Genomic DNA, 15322 nt, shown 5'->3' with positions numbered 1-15322 from the left:
CCGATGTCCGTCAACCGCCGGGACCTGTTGCGAGGCGCCGCCACCGCCGGTGCGCTGGGGTTGGCCTGGCCGTTGAGTTCGCGGATGACGGTCGCGCACGCCGAGGAGGCCGCGGCGGCGCTGGGCGCGACCTGGGACGAAGCGCCGTTCACCCTCGGGGTCGCGTCCGGTGACCCGGTCCCGTATGGTGTCGCGCTCTGGACCAGGCTCGCGCCGAAGCCGATGGAGTTCGAGCAGCCGCTGGACGACACCGTCGAGGTCGCCTGGGAGGTCGCCACCGACCGCGCGTTCCGCCGTCGCGTGGCACACGGGACGACGGCCGCCACTGCCGGGCTCGGGCACAGCGTGCACGTCCCGGTGTCCGGGCTGGAGCCGGGCTCTCAGTACTACTACCGGTTCCACGCGCTCGGCAAGGTCAGCCGGATCGGCCGCACCCGAACCGCGCCGGTCGGGCCGGTCCGGCGGGTGCGGTTCGCCTCGGCGAACTGCCAGGCGTTCCACGACGGGTTCTACGCGGCGCACGCCGGGATCGCGCGGGATGACCTGGATTTCGTCGTCCACCTCGGTGACTACGTCTACGAGCACGGTCAGGTCGGCGGGAACCCGCTGCGCGATCACGAAGGACCCGAAGTGCTCACCCTGCCGGCGTACCGGCGGCGGCACGCGCTCTACAAATCCGATCCCTCGCTGCGGGACGCCCACGCCGCCCACCCCTGGTTCATCACCTGGGACGATCACGAGGTCGTCAACGACTACAGCGGCACGACCCCGTCTTTGCGGGCGCGGCGCTCGGCGGCGTACCAGGCCTGGTTCGAACACATGCCGGTGCGCCCCGACCACCCCTCGTCACCGAGGATCCACCGGCAGCGCCGCTGGGGCGACCTCCTCGATCTGTCCATTTTGGACCTCAGGCAGTACCGGTCGGCGCAGAACCTGCCCGACGGCACGATCCTCGGCGCGGACCAGAAGGCATGGCTCAAGGACCAGGTGACCGGCGCGGGCGAGGCGTGGCACTGCTGGGTGAACTCGATCATGCTGAGCCAGCTCGCGAAGCCCGGCGGCGGCTACATGTTCACGGACCAATGGGACGGCTTCCTCGCCGAACGCGAGGAAGTGCTGACCCACGTGGCCCAGAGCGGTCTCGAAGACCTCGTGGTGATCACCGGCGACTGGCACTCCGCGTTCGTCGACGACATCCGCCCGGACTTCGCGGATCCGTCCACCCCGGTGATCGGCACGGAGTTCACCGCGCATTCGGTCACCTCCGGTGCCTACTCCCCCGAATGGAACGCCACGAACGGACCGAAGATGGGCGCGGCGAACCCGCACCTCAAGTACTTCGAGGGCGACCGGTACGGCTACGACGTCTACGAGGTCACCCCGCGCCGCTGGAGCACGCACATGCGGGTGATCGGCGACCGGCGCGACCCGCGCTCCCCGGTGAGCACGCTGACGACGTTCCACGTCGATCGCGGCAGGCCCGGGTCGTACGAGGACCGGTCCACCATCACGTCTCCGGCGCAGTACCGGCGGCGCTAGGCCAAAAGGGGAACCGGGAACTCAGAAGAGGGGCGAGCGACGCCCTTTCGGAGCAGCGTGGTTCACCGCACGCGTTCTCGTTTCACCTGCCCGATGAATTCACGACAATTCTTCCGTGCGGCTAATCTGAGCATTCCATTGGGAACGAGCCGCGGGAGAAAGCAATGAAGAAGAAAATCGCCGCTTTAGTCATGGCCGCCTTTTCGGCGGCCGGAATCCTGGCCGCTTCACCGGCCTCCGCGGCGACCGATGGCAAGTTCCCACCCTACGGATGCAACGGCGATCGCTATGGAATCCTCTTCGGCGAGGGTATTTCCCTGACCTGTTTCGACCTGCCGAGACACTCGGAGACCTACCGGGTGGTCGCCCACTGCGCGTCCGGATCCTCCTATTGGTACACCGTCGGGCATTGGGTCCCGATCGGTTTCGGCCCGTCGACGGCGGAATGTCACGGCGCCCTGCTTTCGAGCGCGTACGTGGCGGGATATCACGTAGACGACTTCTAATATCCGAATGACACGATGTCGATCTTGACGGCGCGGTTCAGCGTCCGCTCCCGGCTGGTCCCCACCGGCCCACTTCCGCGGTCAGCCACCGATGCAGGGAGAAGGCCAGTTCCACCGGCGCGTCGTACTGGATCAGATGCCCGGCCCCGGGAATGACGTCCAGGAGGGCACCGGGAATCGCGTCGGCGAGCCGTTTCGCCCGGTCCACCGGGATCCACGTGTCGTCCGCGCCCCAGATCACCTTCACCGGCAACGCCAGTTCCGGATAGCGGTCCTGGATCTCGTCGGTGTACCGGACGTCCGCCTCGGCGATCTGCCGGTAGAAGGCGCGTTGCCCGTCCGCGTCCAGCCAGGGCCCGGTGAGCGTGGCCAGCTGCGCGCCGGCGAGACCGCGATGGGAGGCCGTCCCGATGTAGGACTCCAGCGCTCCCCTGTGCACCGCCGGGGGCTGCGCCTGGAAGACCTCGGCGTTCTCCGCGACGAGCCGGAAGAATTCCGAACCCCACGGCCGCAGCGCGACGACGTCCACAAGGGCGAGCGAGGCGTACTCCGCGCCGTGCAGCAGCTTCGCGCGCAGAGATACGGCCCCGCCGTAGTCGTGGGCGATCACGTGCGGGGCCGTCAACCCCCAGTACTCGAGCAGGTCGGCGAAAAGCTCGCCCTGCGTCCCGAGATCGACGGCGTGGCCGGGGTCCTTCGACGAACGGCCGTACCCCGGCATGTCCCAGACGTGGACGGCGAACTCCGCGCTGAGCGCTCGCGCGAACGGCGCCCACAGTTGCGCCGACCACGGTGTCCCGTGGCACAGCACCACCGGGGCGCCTTCGCCGAGGCGTTCCCACGCCACCGAACGGCCACGCCACTCGAACGTCCGCGACAACTCCAGCTCACCGAAACCCATGATCGCGATCGTAGTGGCGGCCACCGGCTCAGTCCGGCAGTTGCAGTTCCGTATGCCGTTTGGACAGCATCTCCGCCAGCTCCCGGAGTTTGACGTTCATGTTCTGCGACGTGTGCCGCAGCACCTCGAACGCCTCCGCGGCGTCGATCCCGCGCCGCGCCATCAAGATGCCCTTGGCCTGCCCGATCGCGTCGCGGCTGTCCAGCGCCTGCTGGAGCTGCTCCTCCTGGAGCTGGCCGCGCGTGACCGCGTGGGTCGTCGCCAAGGCCAGTGACGCGTGCGTCGCCAGAAGCAGCAGCACGTCACGGTCGGCCTTGGCGATGCCGTGCGGACTGCGCGAATAGACGTTCAGCGCGCCGGAAGGCTGCGAACTCGACGCTTCGGGCAGGAGGGCCGTCGAGACCAGCGAGTGGAACCCGAGCGCCGCGGCGGCGGGACCGAAACGCGGCCACCGGGCGTCTTCCGCGAGATTGTCGCTGAACGCCGCCGCCGGCCCCGAAACCCGCGCCGCTTCGACGCACGCACCCTCGCCGTACTGATACTGCAACTGATCCAGCTCGCCGGCGATCTCGTCGGTCCGCACCGGCGTGTGGAACCCTCCGTCGGGATCGAGGAGGGTGACGCTGACCAGATCCGCGCCCGGCACCAGGTCTCGCGTCGCGAAGACCACCCGTTCGAGGACCGCCGCTATCGAACCGGAATCCAGCAACGCCCTGGTCAGGGCTACGAACTGAGTGACAAGTGGCCCGGCGATGAGCCGGGCGCCGCTTTCGGAGGTCACCGGCAGGTCGCCGTCGCCGACATCCTCGACGAATCGGTTCTTATCCTGCTGCCAGTCGAATTCATCGGCCAAGGCCCGCCTCTCCCACTTCTGCACATCGGCGTGATGCACCACGGGAGTCACCGGCGGGAACCGGCGCCGAGCGCGCACCATCAACCGCCGCAACCAACCCGGTTACCGGCGGATCGGCGCTAACTTCTCAACGCTCAGAACCGCTTTCGGAAGCCGACCTTAGCCGAATGCGATCACCCGGCCTACCGCGCCCCACGTTCGGCCCGTCCCGGATCGTCTCCTCCGGCCACACCGGCGATGACGGGTTCGGCCACCTGGCGTAACTCCGCACCGGCCCGCCGGGTCCCGCTCATGTTTCACCTCGGGCCGCGGTGGTACCCGGGCCGGTGTCGCCGAGAAGCCGGGGGGTGATCACTGTGTCCTCGCTCCAGGCCGCGGAGCAGCGCCGGATCATCGCCGATTGCTTCGCGCGCACAGGGCTGACCTTGGAACAACTGTGGCTGAGGTACTTCGCACTGGGCGGCGATGTCAGCGAAGCCGACTTGGAGGCCTACCTGCGGGGAGTGCTCCCCTTGCCCAGAATCCAGCGGGACATGGTGGCCCACGCGGTCAACGAGCGACTCGACGAGCTCTCCGGCGCGCGACGGGCACCGTACAGCCGCGACGTCGGGGAGGACAGCCGCCCCCGCGGTCTCCTGGCCGCGCTGGTGGGACTTCTCGACGGCGCCCAGCGGGTCTCACCCGAGCGGCTGCCCGAGATCGTCACCGCCGCGGGCCGGGCGCTGGACCTGGAGCTGACGGTCTATCTCGCCGACTACGAGCAGCGGCTGCTGTTCCCCCTGCCCGGCGAGCGGGCGCCCGGCCGGGTGCCGCTGCCCATCGAGGCCAGTACCGCCGGCCGGGCCTACCGGAACGCCGGTACCACGCTGACCGAGGAGCCGAGCGGACCGCGGTTGTGGGCCATCCTGCTGGACGGCGACGAGCGGATGGGCGTGCTCGAGATCAAAGCCACCACGGACGCGGACCTGCACGACCACACCCTTCGCACCCAGTGCCAGTGGCTCGCCTCGCTGTCCGGCCACCTCATCGCCGCCGCGATGCGCTACGGCGACGGCCTCGACATGCCCCGGCGTCGAAGACGGCGCGGCCCCACCGCCGAGCTGCTTTGGCAGAACCTGCCCCCGTCGACGGCGGCGACGGGCGACTTCGTGGTGGCGGGCGGCGTCGAACCGGCTTACGACGTTCGCGGAGTGAGCTTCGACTACGCCCTTTCCGAAACGACGGCGTGGCTGGCGATCTTCGACGCGGGCCGGGACACCGTGTCCTCGGGCCTGGTGGTGTCGGCGGCGCTCGCCGCCTACCGATCCGCTCGCCGCGAGGGCCAGGATCTACGTGGTCAGGAGCGCGCTGTCGACAAAGCGCTTTCGACGCAGTTCGGTGACGGCACCACGGTCCGCGGCACACTGGCCGAAGTGGACCTCACCCATGGAGCCCTGCGCCATCTCGAAGCGGGCGGGGAACCACCGCTCGTGCTCGGCACCGGGCACGAACCGACCACAGTGGACAGTGAACGGCGGCCACCGTTCGGCGACGGAGGCCCCGGGCGCATCACGACCGCCCGCCTCCGGGCCGGAGATCTCCTTGTCCTGCACACCGAAGGCCTCGCGGGAACACGCGCCGCCGACGGCGGACGGTTCGCGCTCGCCGACAGCCTGGCCGCCGGCGCCGGGCACGTACCGCCGGAAATCGTCCGTCGTGTGCTCGCGGCGGCGAACTCCCACTGCCGCAACGGTTTCGCGGGCGACGCCGGACTTCTGGTCGCTCGCTGGCCGGGTACGGGGTGATCCAACCTGTTCGAGTTAAGCGTCTTAGACGCGTCGCGGGCCCGGTCCGTAAGGGCCACAAGCGGATGCGCAGCGGCTGGGGGTGGTGAGGCCAAGTGGTCAGTACTGCCGGTGTGCAATGGGGGGGGTTCGCGTGGAGCGGTGGCCACGCGCGTGTCGTCCATCCAGTCACGCGTGTCGTCCGTCTGATCACGCATGTCGTCCCATCAGGCACGCGAAACCGGGCATTCGGCACGCCGAAGTGTCCACTGTGGTCGTCACCCGAACGCCGAAAGCCCGTCCAGCAGCCTGTCGACGTCCTCCGTGCTGGTGTATGGTGCCAGCCCGACGCGGAGCGCGGGGTCCTCGAGCTTCAGGGCCGCGAAGACTTCGTAGGCGTAGAAGGACCCCGCCGGCGCGACGACATTCTTCTCGGCGAGAGACTCTTGCGCCTCGCGCTCGCGCCCGCCGAGACTCATCAGGACGGTCGGCGTCCGGTCGGCGGCCTTGCCGTGGACGGTGACGGCGTCGCCCAATCCCTTCTCCAGCCTGGTGTGCAGCAGGCTTTCGTGCTCGTGCAACGAGTTCATCGAGTTCGTCAGCCGGTCGCGTCGCGATCCGGCCGGCCCCGGGTCGAGTGCGGCGAGGAAGTCCACGGCCGCCGTCGCGCCCGCGAGGATTTCGTAGGGCAGCGTCCCGAATTCGAACCGTTCGGGCACGGTGTCGGGCGACGGCATGAGCTTGTCCGGCTCGACGGTTTCGAGGAGGGACGGCGACGCGCCGAGCACCCCGCAGTGCGGGCCGAGGAACTTGTACGGCGAGCAGACGAAGAAATCCGCTCCCAGCGCGGGAACGTCCACCAGGTCGTGGGCGGCGTAGTGCACTCCGTCCACGAACACCAGCGCCCCGGCGTCGTGGGCGAGATCGGCGATCCGGCGGATCGGCGGTTTCGTGCCGAGGACGTTCGAAGCCGCCGTGACCGCGACCAGTTTCGTCCTTTCGGTGAGGACCAGGGAATCGAGGTCCAGTTCGGTGGTCAGAGGATCGATGTCGAGCCAGCGGACGGTCATCCCGGCTCGCTCTGCGGCCTGGACCCACGGCCGGACGTTGGCGTCGTGATCGAGCCTGCTGACGACGATCTCGTCGCCCTCACGCCAGCTTTTGGCCAGGTGCCGGGAAAAGTCGTACGTCAGCTGGGTGGCGCTGCGGCCGTGGACGACACCTTCGGCGGGCACACCGAGGAAGTCGGCGTAGGCGGCTCGGAACGCGGCGACGGAGTTCTCCGCGTTGAGTTCGGACGGACAGACCTTGCCCCGGTTCGACAGTGGCCCGGTGAGTGTCCGGGCGATGGCGTCGGCGACGGGCCGGGGTGTCTGGGTACCCGCTGGTCCGTCGAAGAAGGCGGTTCCGTCGGCGAGGGAAGGGAAATGGAGCCGGAGGGCGGCGACGTCGATGGCCATGCCCTCGACTCTGACATTCGGCGAGGACCGAGTAAACGCTTCGTGGCCGGAACTTTCTCCGGCCACGAAGCGCCAGGACTCAGTACAGCTTCAACCGGTACGCGCCGGACTGCGCGGTGCCGGCGAACAGATACCGGCCGTCCGCGCTGATCGCCAGGGAGAGCACCCTGGGATCGGGCAGCGCGCCGGGCACGGGCGACCAGGTGCGGCCGAAGTCCGTGCTGCGCAGCACGCCTCCCCCGGTCGAATCACTCGCGAACCACACCCGGAAGTCGAACGGATGCGGCAGGATCCGGCTGATCTCACGGGGGTCTTCGCCGTCGCGAACCCGGCGGAACGTCCGGCCGCCGTCCTCGCTCAGGTGGATGCCCGCGCCGCCGATGAGCACGCGGCCGCCACCCCACCGGCTGACCGAGATCGAACTGACCGGTTCGCTCGTGACGTGGGTCCAGGTCTTGCCGCCGTCGTCCGAGCGGGACAGACCGCCGGAGTCCCCGCCCCAGACGCGGTTCGGGTTCCACGGATCACCGGCGAACGTGAGGAAGCCGCTGTCGGTCGCGAGCTTTTCCCAGGTCTTGCCCGCGTCGTCGCTGCGGTAGAGCACGTAGCCGCCGGGGGCGAAGGCCGATACGAGGAGCCGGTCCGGGTCGGCGGGGTGGGCGAAGATCGCCCTGGGGAGTCCTTCCTTCGCCTTCGCCGCGAACTGCCAGGTCCGCCCGCCGTCACCGCTGCGCAGCACGTCGAGCGAGAACCCGTTCCTGGTCACCTGCCAGACGACGTCCGGGCGGCTCGGCGAGACGGACAGGCTCGCGTCCTCGTGCAGCCGGTCGGTGGGGTGGGACTGCCAGACCCGGTCCGACGCGGAGACCTTGCCGCGCGGGAGCGGGGTGTTGTAGATCTCCTGCACACCGGCCGCGACGACGCTCTCCCGCAGGAGGTTCCCGGTGGTCACGAGGTCGCGAATGGTCTCCCCGGGCACGCCGATCTGCTGGTATCCGCTCTTGCCGCCGTCGGCGTACACGCCGCGGTACAGAGAGGAGATCAGCGTAGTGGCGGGTTTGCCCGGCACGGCGGGAAGATCGATCATGTCGCTGACACCCTCGCCGGGAGCGGGCGCCGGTTTGCGGGTCCAGGTACGGCCGAAGTCCGTGCTGGCGTCTATGTCGTTATACGTCGAGACGTACAGGCGTCCGCCGACGAAACGCGGTTCGCGCAGGGTCTGCCCACCGGGCTCGCGGCGCAGCACCGTCCAGGTCTTGCCGCCGTCGGCCGAACCGTGAAGTTCGGGGCCGACCGTGACCACGAGCCGCTCGCCGTCCGCGGCGACCTGATTGACCTCGCCGTTGGTCCGGTAGACGAGTTCCGCCCGCCGTTCCTTGCCGCTGACCCCGCGGACCACCCAGAGCGCGTATTCGGGGTAGACCGTCGTGAAGTAGGCGTCGTCGCCGACCATCGTGAGCTTGAGCGCGCCGACCGGCGAGGCGATCCCCTCGCGCGGCCAGGTCCTCGGCACGTCGTTCCAGTGCTCGCCGCCGTCGATGCTGACGCTCAGCGAGTCGAGGTTCTGCACCACGACGACCCGGCCCGTCGGGTCCGTGGCCATCCCGAACGCGCCGTCGGGGTACCACTCGCGCAGGGTCTCCCAGCTCTGACCACGGTCGGTGGTCCGCAGCAGCATCCCGTGCCACTCGCCGGGCATCCCGCCGGGCGAGTTGCCCACCGCGAGCATCCGGTCCGGGTTCACCGGATCGGCGAAGATTCCCTGGATGGCGGTGTCCGCCGGCATCCCCCTGCGCACGGTCCACGAGGCGCCGCGGTCGCCGGAGAGCCACAGGGCGGGCGGGCTGGGCACCATCATCGCGAGCCCGGCGGGCGAAACCGCCAGCAGCCCGCCGACGCTGTTCGGGCCGACCGGGTCCCAGGCGCCGTGTGGCAGCCCGGTCGCGTTGACCTCGGCGGGCGGCAGCTGGGGTTCGGCGGTGGCCACCGACGTCGCCCCGGTGGTCCCGAGAGCCGTCAGCAGTCCGAGAACGAACATGCGTTTGGTGATCGATCTCAGTTTCATGCGGGAGATCTTGGCGCAAGTTCCCGAAAAGAGATAGAGGATTCGTCGGATCTTTGCCTGGCGATAACCCCTTGTCAGGCTGCCACAGCCTTGTCAAGGCTTGACATCCGCCAAACTCATCCGATCACTACCGCACGACGACCGCGATCAGCGCGGTGACGAGCAGGGCGAGGTACGCGATGGCGTGGGCGCGATCCGGGATCCGGCCGACCACCCGGCGCGTCACGGCGATGGTCGGCAGCGATCCGCACAGCAGCGCGCCCGCGGCCACCAGATCGATGTAACCGAGGTGGGCGGCGCCCGGAACCGTGCCCGTCGCCGCGAAGGCGTAGACGGCCGTGCCGATCACCGCCACCGGCAGGCTCAGCGGGTTCGCCAGCGCGGCCGCGTCGGCCATCGGCAGGCCCTTGCGCCGCATGAGCGGGACGGTGAGGACACTGCCCCCGACCCCGAGGAAGCTCGCCACGGCACCGATCCCGGTCCCGCCCGCGGTAATGGTGATCCCGCCGAGCGCACGCGGCCGGCTGTCGTCCCGCCTGCTCACGAATCCCTTACGGACCAGGCTGTCGGCGATGGTCAGCGCGAGGTAGGCGACGAAGAGCCAGCGCAGGACACTCTCGTCGGCCATGGTGGCCGCGAAGGACCCGAGCACGGCACCCAGGCCGATGAACGCGATGAGCGGCCACAGGTAGTCGCGGCGAAGCCGTCCTGTCCGCAGTTGCGCGAGGGTCGCGCTCCCGGCGTTGACCACCATCACCGCGGTCGACGTGGCCACCGCCACGTGCATCGCGCCCAGCGCGTGCTCCGGTTCGGCGAGCGCGAAGGCGTAGACGACGGGAACGGTGATGAATCCGCCGCCGAATCCGAAAAGGACGGTGGTGACCCCGCTCAGGCAGCCGAACCCGAGGAGCACCGAGATCTCGATCAGCACTCCTGCGACGGTAGGCGCCCGCGGTGCGGCGGGCATTCGAAAGAGCGCCAGTTTCTTTCGCGGACCGGACACCCGGCGTAGGCTCGGTGAGGTGCGTGACATCCCCATCGACGAGGTCGACCACCTCGACCGCGCGGTGGTGGCGATCCGCACCGATTACCCGCCGGGGCACCGGATCCTCCCGCATCGGCACCGGCGGGCGCAGTTCCTCTACAGCGCGACGGGATCGATGCGGGTCGAAACGGCCGACGGCACGTGGACCATCCCGACGCGGCGGGCGGTGCTCGTGCCGCCGGAGACCGTCCATCAGGTCTTCACCACGACCGTGAGCACCCGGAGCCTGTACATCGAGCCGAAGGCCGTGCCGTGGTTCCCGCGCCGCTGCCAGGTCGTCGAAGTCTCCGCGCTGCTCCGGGAACTCCTGAACGAGGCCGTCGGCGTACCCGATCTGTACACCCCGCGTGGGCGGGACGCCGCGGTCATCGGCCTGACCCTGCACGAAATCCGCCGGGCCGCCCCGATCCGGCTCGATCTCCCGCTGCCGAAGCACGACCGGCTGCGAACCCTCTGCGAGTCCTTTTTGGACGATCCGGACATCCACGATCCGGTCGCCGGCTGGGCCGCCCGGCTGCACGTGAGCGAGCGGACGCTGAACCGGCTCTTCGCCACCGAAACCGGACTGAGTTTCGCCCGCTGGCGGCAGCGGGCCTGCGTCCTGCATTCCCTCTCGCTGCTGTCGGAGGGTCGTCCCATCGCCGGGATCGCCGCCTCACTCGGCTACGAGAGCCCCGCCGCGTTCTCCACGATGTTCACCCGGCTTCTCGGCACCTCGCCGAAGGACTATCGCGCCGCTGTCTCAAAGTGAGACACGACGCCCCTCCCACGGTGCCTCCGTCGCCCCTACCTTCCGTTCAAGCCCAGGCGAACAAGGGAGTTCAGCGCATGAGCAAGAACGTACTCGTCACCGGTGCCGCACGAGGAATCGGAAAGGGGATCGCGCTCCGGCTCGCCGCGGACGGGCACGACGTCGCGGTCAACGACGTCGCCGCCAACGAAGCGGAACTAGAGGCGGTCGCCAAGGAGATCCGCGAAACGGGACGGCGCTCCGCGGCGATCACGGCGGACGTTTCGGATCCAGAGTCGGTCACCGCCATGGTCGCCGAAACCGCCGCCGCGCTGGGTTCCCTGGACGTCATGGTGGCGAACGCGGGGATCGCGCAGGTCCTGCCGCTGCTCGAAGTGACCCCGGAGGACTGGGACCGGATGATGGCCGTCAACGCGCGCGGCATGTTCCTCTGCTACCAGGCCGCGGCCAAGCAGATGATCCACCAGGGGAACGGCGGCAAGATCATCGGCGCGGCCTCCATCGTCGCCCATCGGCCGTTCGCGTTGCTCGGCCACTATTCCGCGTCCAAATGGGCGGTGCGCGGGCTGACCCAGGCCGCCGCGATGGAATGGGCCCGCCACGGAATCACCGTCAACGCGTACTGCCCTGGCATCGTCGGGACGGCCATGTGGGACCTCATCGACGAGAAACTGGCGGAATCGGAAGGGATCCGGAAGGGACAGGCGATCGAGAAGTACTCGAACCTGATCCATCTCGGGCGGGTCTCCGTTCCCGAGGACGTGGCGGCGTACGTGTCGTATCTCGCTTCCCCGGATTCCGATTACATGACCGGCCAATCGGTGATGATCGACGGGGGAATCCAGTTCTCCTGATCGTCGGCACGGGCTCAGCCACGCTGGGCCCGTGCCGCCCCGACGCAGTACACGCCGAAGGCCGCGACGCCGAGGGCCACCACGATGAGCAGTACCGTGCCGAACGGCTGAGCGGCCAAGGTCCGCAGGGCGGCGTCGAGCCCACCGGAGCGGGCCGGGTCGTGCGTCAGCGCCGCATAGCCGACGAGTACCGCGACCACACCGAACACGACACCCCTTGCCACATAACCGATCCTGCCGAGCCGCTCCACCCACCGCCGGGTCCCCGACGGGAGCCGCGAAAGGTCGAGATCCTGTTCGAAGGTCCGGCGTACGCCCTTCACCACCGAACCCACCGCGACGCCGAACACGATGACGGCCACCACGGTCACCAGGACCGGTCCGGCGGGCAACTCAAGCAGCCGCGCGGTGAACTCCTGCTGCTTCTGGTCGCCGCTGCCCTGCTGTCCCGCGCCCGCGGCGACCCTGGCCGCGTAGACACCCAAGGAAACCCCGACCACGCAGCGCACTCCGGACGTCACCCGCTTGACGGTCCGGGTCCGGCGTTCGTCGATCCAGGTGTAGCCGACCGCGGCCAGCAACGCCTGCCACAGGCCGTAGGCCACCAGTCCCGCCGCCAGCACCCACAACAGCACACCGCCCATCGCGGTCGAGCCGACCTCCGCGATCGCGCCACGTCCGTCGGCCTCCTGGCCGCCACCGCCGACGGCGACGCGCACCGCCAGGTACCCGATGAGCAGGTACACCAGCCCGTAGCACCCCATCCCGATCCGTCCGAGCACCTGGACGGCCGTGTTGTGCCGCACCTGTCTCGCCTTGGTCGCGGACATCCGGTCCACCTCCTCCTGAGTCTCCTTCGAGTGTCACGGCCGACGGCCATGACCGCCGCGCGACTGGTCCGTCCGGCCCAGCGGGGAAGGAGGTGGTGTGTCGCCTAAACGAGGAGCCAGTCGCGCGTGTCGCGGTGCCTGCCGAGCCCGACGGCGTCGAACTCGTCGAAGTGGTCACCCTTGACCACGCCGAGCCGCCGAAGCGCCTGGGAAATCGGACTGCCGCCGGCCGGGGCGGCCTCGCCCTCGGCCAGGTGCAGCGGGCCGAGGACCCTCTCGCCGCCGTCCCACACCTGCGCGGATTGCGTCCCGGCGCCGCCGAAGTACTCCGCCTCGACGTACGCCACGGCGCCGTGCTCGGAGCACTCGGCGAGCGCTGTCCAGAATTCCCCGGCTTCGAGGAGTGCCTCGCTCAGCGGCATCAGTGACAGCTGATGTCCGAGCGAGACGAACCGCGCGCCATCGACCGAATCGAGCAATTCACCACGTGCGGACTCGGTGACGAGGGCAGCTTGCAGGCAATACACGCCCACATCCTGTCACTCGTGGCCCAGTGGCGGATTTTCCGGACCGGTGTCGATCGGCGCCGGGCCCTTTCGTAGCCAGGGTGAGGGACGAGGAGTGCCCTCCATTGGGGCGGCTACTGGGACAAGCAGGGCCCCGAACTCCTCCGGCACCGCCTCGCCCTGCACTCCGAGGAACAGCGGATGGTCTTCGGCGCCACCACGTTCCGCGCGAAACACGGAGATGCTGAACGCGGAGATCGTGGAGCGCGAGGCTCTGGACCCGTGGGTGTCCCGGCTGAAGCACCTGCCCGGCTCAAGGAGGAGTCCGACGTGCCGCTGCGCTCGCACGGCAGCCTGGCGATGGACCGGGCGCTGATGGCCGCCGGCCTCGTGGACCGCGTTCAGGTGACGGTTTTCCCGGTGATCACCGGGAAAACCGGAGCCGGCACGAATCGAGCCGACCATCCACAAAGAACGGTCGCGCCGAGCCTGCCTAGACGGTGCTCGACGCGACCGCCGGACGGCGGTGAGAACCGAGCCAGGGCGCCAGCAGGGCTTCGAGGTCGGCGTCCGACAACGCGTACGGCCCGCCGTGGAACTCGTGCCACCGCGAAGCGTCCCGCGCCGCCATGTACTCCACCTCGAACGCCCGCATCAGGACGTACATGAAGGTCACCGAGCTGAACCGGTCACCGAGCAGCGTCCTGGCCTCGCGCGCGACACCTGTCGCGCCGTGGCCCATCACGTCCGTGAGCTTCAGCTCCTCCGCAGCCGGGTCCAGCAGGCTGGGGGCATACATCACGACAAAATCTCCATCACTGAAAGGAAGAACTCAGTTCTCGGCGGCGAGCTGACCGCACGCCGCCGCGATCTCCTGACCACGCGTGTCACGGACCGTGCACGCCACTCCGCCCGCGTTCACCAGCCGGACGAACTCCCGCTCCACCGGCTTCGGCGAGGCGTCCCACTTGCTGCCCGGCGTCGGGTTCAGCGGGATCACGTTCACGTGCACCAGCTGGCCAAGGTGCTGCCGAAGCCGCTTCGCCAGCAGCTCGGCACGCCAAGGCTGATCGTTGACGTCCCGGATCAGGGCGTACTCGATCGACACCCGGCGGCCGGAAGTGTCCGCGTAGTACCGGGCCGCGGACAGGACCTCGTCCACCGACCAGCGCTCGTTCACCGGCACCAGCGTGTCGCGCAGCTCGTCGTCCGGCGTGTGCAGCGAAACCGCCAGCCGCACCTGCATCTTCTCGTCCGCCAGCTTGCGGATCGCCGGCGCGAGACCCACCGTCGACACCGTCACCGAACGCTGACCGATGCCGAGCCCGTCGGGCGAGGGATCCGTGATCCGCCGGACCGCCGCCACGACGCGCTTGTAGTTCGCCAGCGGCTCGCCCATGCCCATGAAGACGATGTTCGACAGACGGCCGGGGCCGCCGGGCATCGCTCCGTCGCGCATCACCGCGGCGGCCGCGCGGACCTGGTCGACGATCTCCGCGGTCGACAGGTTCCGGTCGAGACCACCCTGACCGGTCGCGCAGAACGGGCACGCCATGCCGCAGCCCGCCTGGCTCGAAATGCACAGGGTCGCGCGGTCCGGGTAGCGCATCAGCACGCTCTCCAGCAGCGTCCCGTCGTGCGCGCGCCACAGCGTCTTGCGCGTGGTGCCGTCGTCGCACGCGAGCGCCTTGATTTCGGTGAGCAGCGTCGGCATCAGATCGCCGACGAGCTTCTCCCGCGACGCCGCCGGGATGTCGGTCATCTCCTCCGGGTTCACCGTGAGCCGCGAGAAGTAATGGTTCGAAAGCTGCTTCGCGCGGAACGGCTTCTCCCCCAGCTCGGCGACGGCAGCGGCCCGCTCGGCGGCGGAGAGGTCGGCGAGGTGGCGCGGCGGGAGGCCGCGCTTGGGCGCGTCGAAGACAAGAGGGAGGGCAGTCATAGCTCACTCAGTGTCCCATGTCCACCTTTGACGCGCCTGAGCCGCCCCGGATCGCTGTTTCCCAGGTCACGTGAACCACACCCGGGCCGGACCGTGTGTTCTTCCCGCGGAGTCGTGCGGATCGCATTTCAGGAGACGTCGGGAGGTCACGTCCGGACCGAGGCTTGGTCATGTCGCGCCACGGACCTACGAGCGCCCCGCCGCCGTCGTCGTCCACAACCGTGCCGTGGTCCACAACCGCGCGGTCGTCCACAACCGTTCCGCCGCCAAGTAACCGGCCGACAAAGCCGCCCCCGCCGCCGCGGTCCCG

14 protein-coding genes and 1 pseudogene are annotated in these 15322 nt (G+C 69.4%); 6 read left to right on the top strand and 9 right to left on the bottom strand.

The annotated features are described in order from the left end of the window. Positions 1–3 precede the first annotated feature (3 nt). Complete coding sequence (locus tag LCL61_RS14920; protein ID WP_340687373.1) at positions 4–1539, top strand: alkaline phosphatase D family protein; 1536 nt, start codon at positions 4–6, stop codon at positions 1537–1539. Positions 1540–1703: 164 nt separating this feature from the next. Next, positions 1704–2045: a hypothetical protein gene (locus tag LCL61_RS14915; protein WP_340687372.1), complete on the top strand. Its 342-nt coding sequence runs from the start codon at positions 1704–1706 to the stop codon at positions 2043–2045. A gap of 37 nt (positions 2046–2082) precedes the next feature. Here LCL61_RS14915 and LCL61_RS14910 read toward each other — a convergent pair whose 3' ends face one another. Both LCL61_RS14910 and LCL61_RS14905 read right to left on the bottom strand, forming a co-directional pair. After that, positions 2083–2946 (bottom strand): alpha/beta fold hydrolase, encoded by an 864-nt coding sequence (locus LCL61_RS14910; RefSeq protein WP_340687371.1) that lies wholly within the window; start codon positions 2944–2946, stop codon positions 2083–2085. A gap of 28 nt (positions 2947–2974) precedes the next feature. Continuing rightward, positions 2975–3799: a GAF and ANTAR domain-containing protein gene (locus LCL61_RS14905; RefSeq protein ID WP_425342004.1), complete on the bottom strand. Its 825-nt coding sequence runs from the start codon at positions 3797–3799 to the stop codon at positions 2975–2977. 347 nt (positions 3800–4146) lie between these two features. Between LCL61_RS14905 and LCL61_RS14900 the strand changes: the two genes are divergently transcribed. Beyond that, positions 4147–5583 (top strand): PP2C family protein-serine/threonine phosphatase, encoded by a 1437-nt coding sequence (locus LCL61_RS14900; protein WP_340687369.1) that lies wholly within the window; start codon positions 4147–4149, stop codon positions 5581–5583. 257 nt (positions 5584–5840) lie between these two features. Here LCL61_RS14900 and LCL61_RS14895 read toward each other — a convergent pair whose 3' ends face one another. The 3 genes from LCL61_RS14895 to LCL61_RS14885 all read right to left on the bottom strand — a co-directional run bounded on the left by LCL61_RS14895 (position 5841) and on the right by LCL61_RS14885 (position 10018). Continuing rightward, a complete protein-coding gene (locus tag LCL61_RS14895) occupies positions 5841–7022 on the bottom strand; it encodes a cysteine desulfurase-like protein (RefSeq protein ID WP_340687368.1) in 1182 nt (393 codons plus the stop codon). Positions 7023–7101: 79 nt separating this feature from the next. Then, the gene (locus LCL61_RS14890) at positions 7102–9087 is read right to left on the bottom strand and encodes a peptidase S8/S53 subtilisin kexin sedolisin (protein ID WP_340687367.1); all 1986 of its coding nucleotides are present in this window, start codon (positions 9085–9087) and stop codon (positions 7102–7104) included. Between the two features lie 127 nt (positions 9088–9214). Further along, positions 9215–10018, bottom strand: a complete 804-nt coding sequence (locus tag LCL61_RS14885; RefSeq protein ID WP_340687366.1) for a sulfite exporter TauE/SafE family protein — start codon at positions 10016–10018, stop codon at positions 9215–9217. 91 nt (positions 10019–10109) lie between these two features. On the opposite strand from LCL61_RS14885, the gene LCL61_RS14880 reads away from it, so the two are divergent. Next, a complete protein-coding gene (locus LCL61_RS14880; protein WP_340687365.1) occupies positions 10110–10883 on the top strand; it encodes a helix-turn-helix transcriptional regulator in 774 nt (257 codons plus the stop codon). A 77-nt stretch (positions 10884–10960) separates the two neighbouring features. Continuing rightward, complete coding sequence (locus LCL61_RS14875) at positions 10961–11737, top strand: acetoin reductase (protein WP_340687364.1); 777 nt, start codon at positions 10961–10963, stop codon at positions 11735–11737. Between the two features lie 14 nt (positions 11738–11751). Here LCL61_RS14875 and LCL61_RS14870 read toward each other — a convergent pair whose 3' ends face one another. Both LCL61_RS14870 and LCL61_RS14865 read right to left on the bottom strand, forming a co-directional pair. Beyond that, a complete protein-coding gene (locus tag LCL61_RS14870; RefSeq protein WP_340687363.1) occupies positions 11752–12567 on the bottom strand; it encodes a DUF1206 domain-containing protein in 816 nt (271 codons plus the stop codon). 104 nt (positions 12568–12671) lie between these two features. Further along, positions 12672–13094 carry a hypothetical protein gene (locus LCL61_RS14865; RefSeq protein WP_340687362.1) on the bottom strand — a complete coding sequence of 141 codons (423 nt, stop codon included), beginning with the start codon at positions 13092–13094 and terminating at the stop codon, positions 12672–12674. Positions 13095–13274: 180 nt separating this feature from the next. On the opposite strand from LCL61_RS14865, the pseudogene LCL61_RS42600 reads away from it, so the two are divergent. Continuing rightward, positions 13275–13466, top strand: a pseudogene (locus LCL61_RS42600) (hypothetical protein); the annotation flags it as partial. 100 nt (positions 13467–13566) lie between these two features. Here LCL61_RS42600 and LCL61_RS14855 read toward each other — a convergent pair. Together LCL61_RS14855 and rlmN are read right to left on the bottom strand one after the other, a co-directional pair. Further along, entirely contained in the window at positions 13567–13872 is a 306-nt protein-coding gene (locus LCL61_RS14855; RefSeq protein ID WP_340687361.1) for a hypothetical protein, read from the bottom strand. A gap of 33 nt (positions 13873–13905) precedes the next feature. After that, entirely contained in the window at positions 13906–15012 is a 1107-nt protein-coding gene (rlmN, locus tag LCL61_RS14850; RefSeq protein WP_340687360.1) for a 23S rRNA (adenine(2503)-C(2))-methyltransferase RlmN, read from the bottom strand. Between the last annotated feature and the right edge of the window lie 310 nt (positions 15013–15322).

It is taken from the genome of Amycolatopsis coloradensis (genome assembly GCF_037997115.1).
GTDB classification, from domain to species: domain Bacteria; phylum Actinomycetota; class Actinomycetes; order Mycobacteriales; family Pseudonocardiaceae; genus Amycolatopsis; species Amycolatopsis coloradensis_A.
Note: the sequence above shows the minus strand (reverse complement) of the source record. Positions and strands in the feature narration are given on the sequence as shown.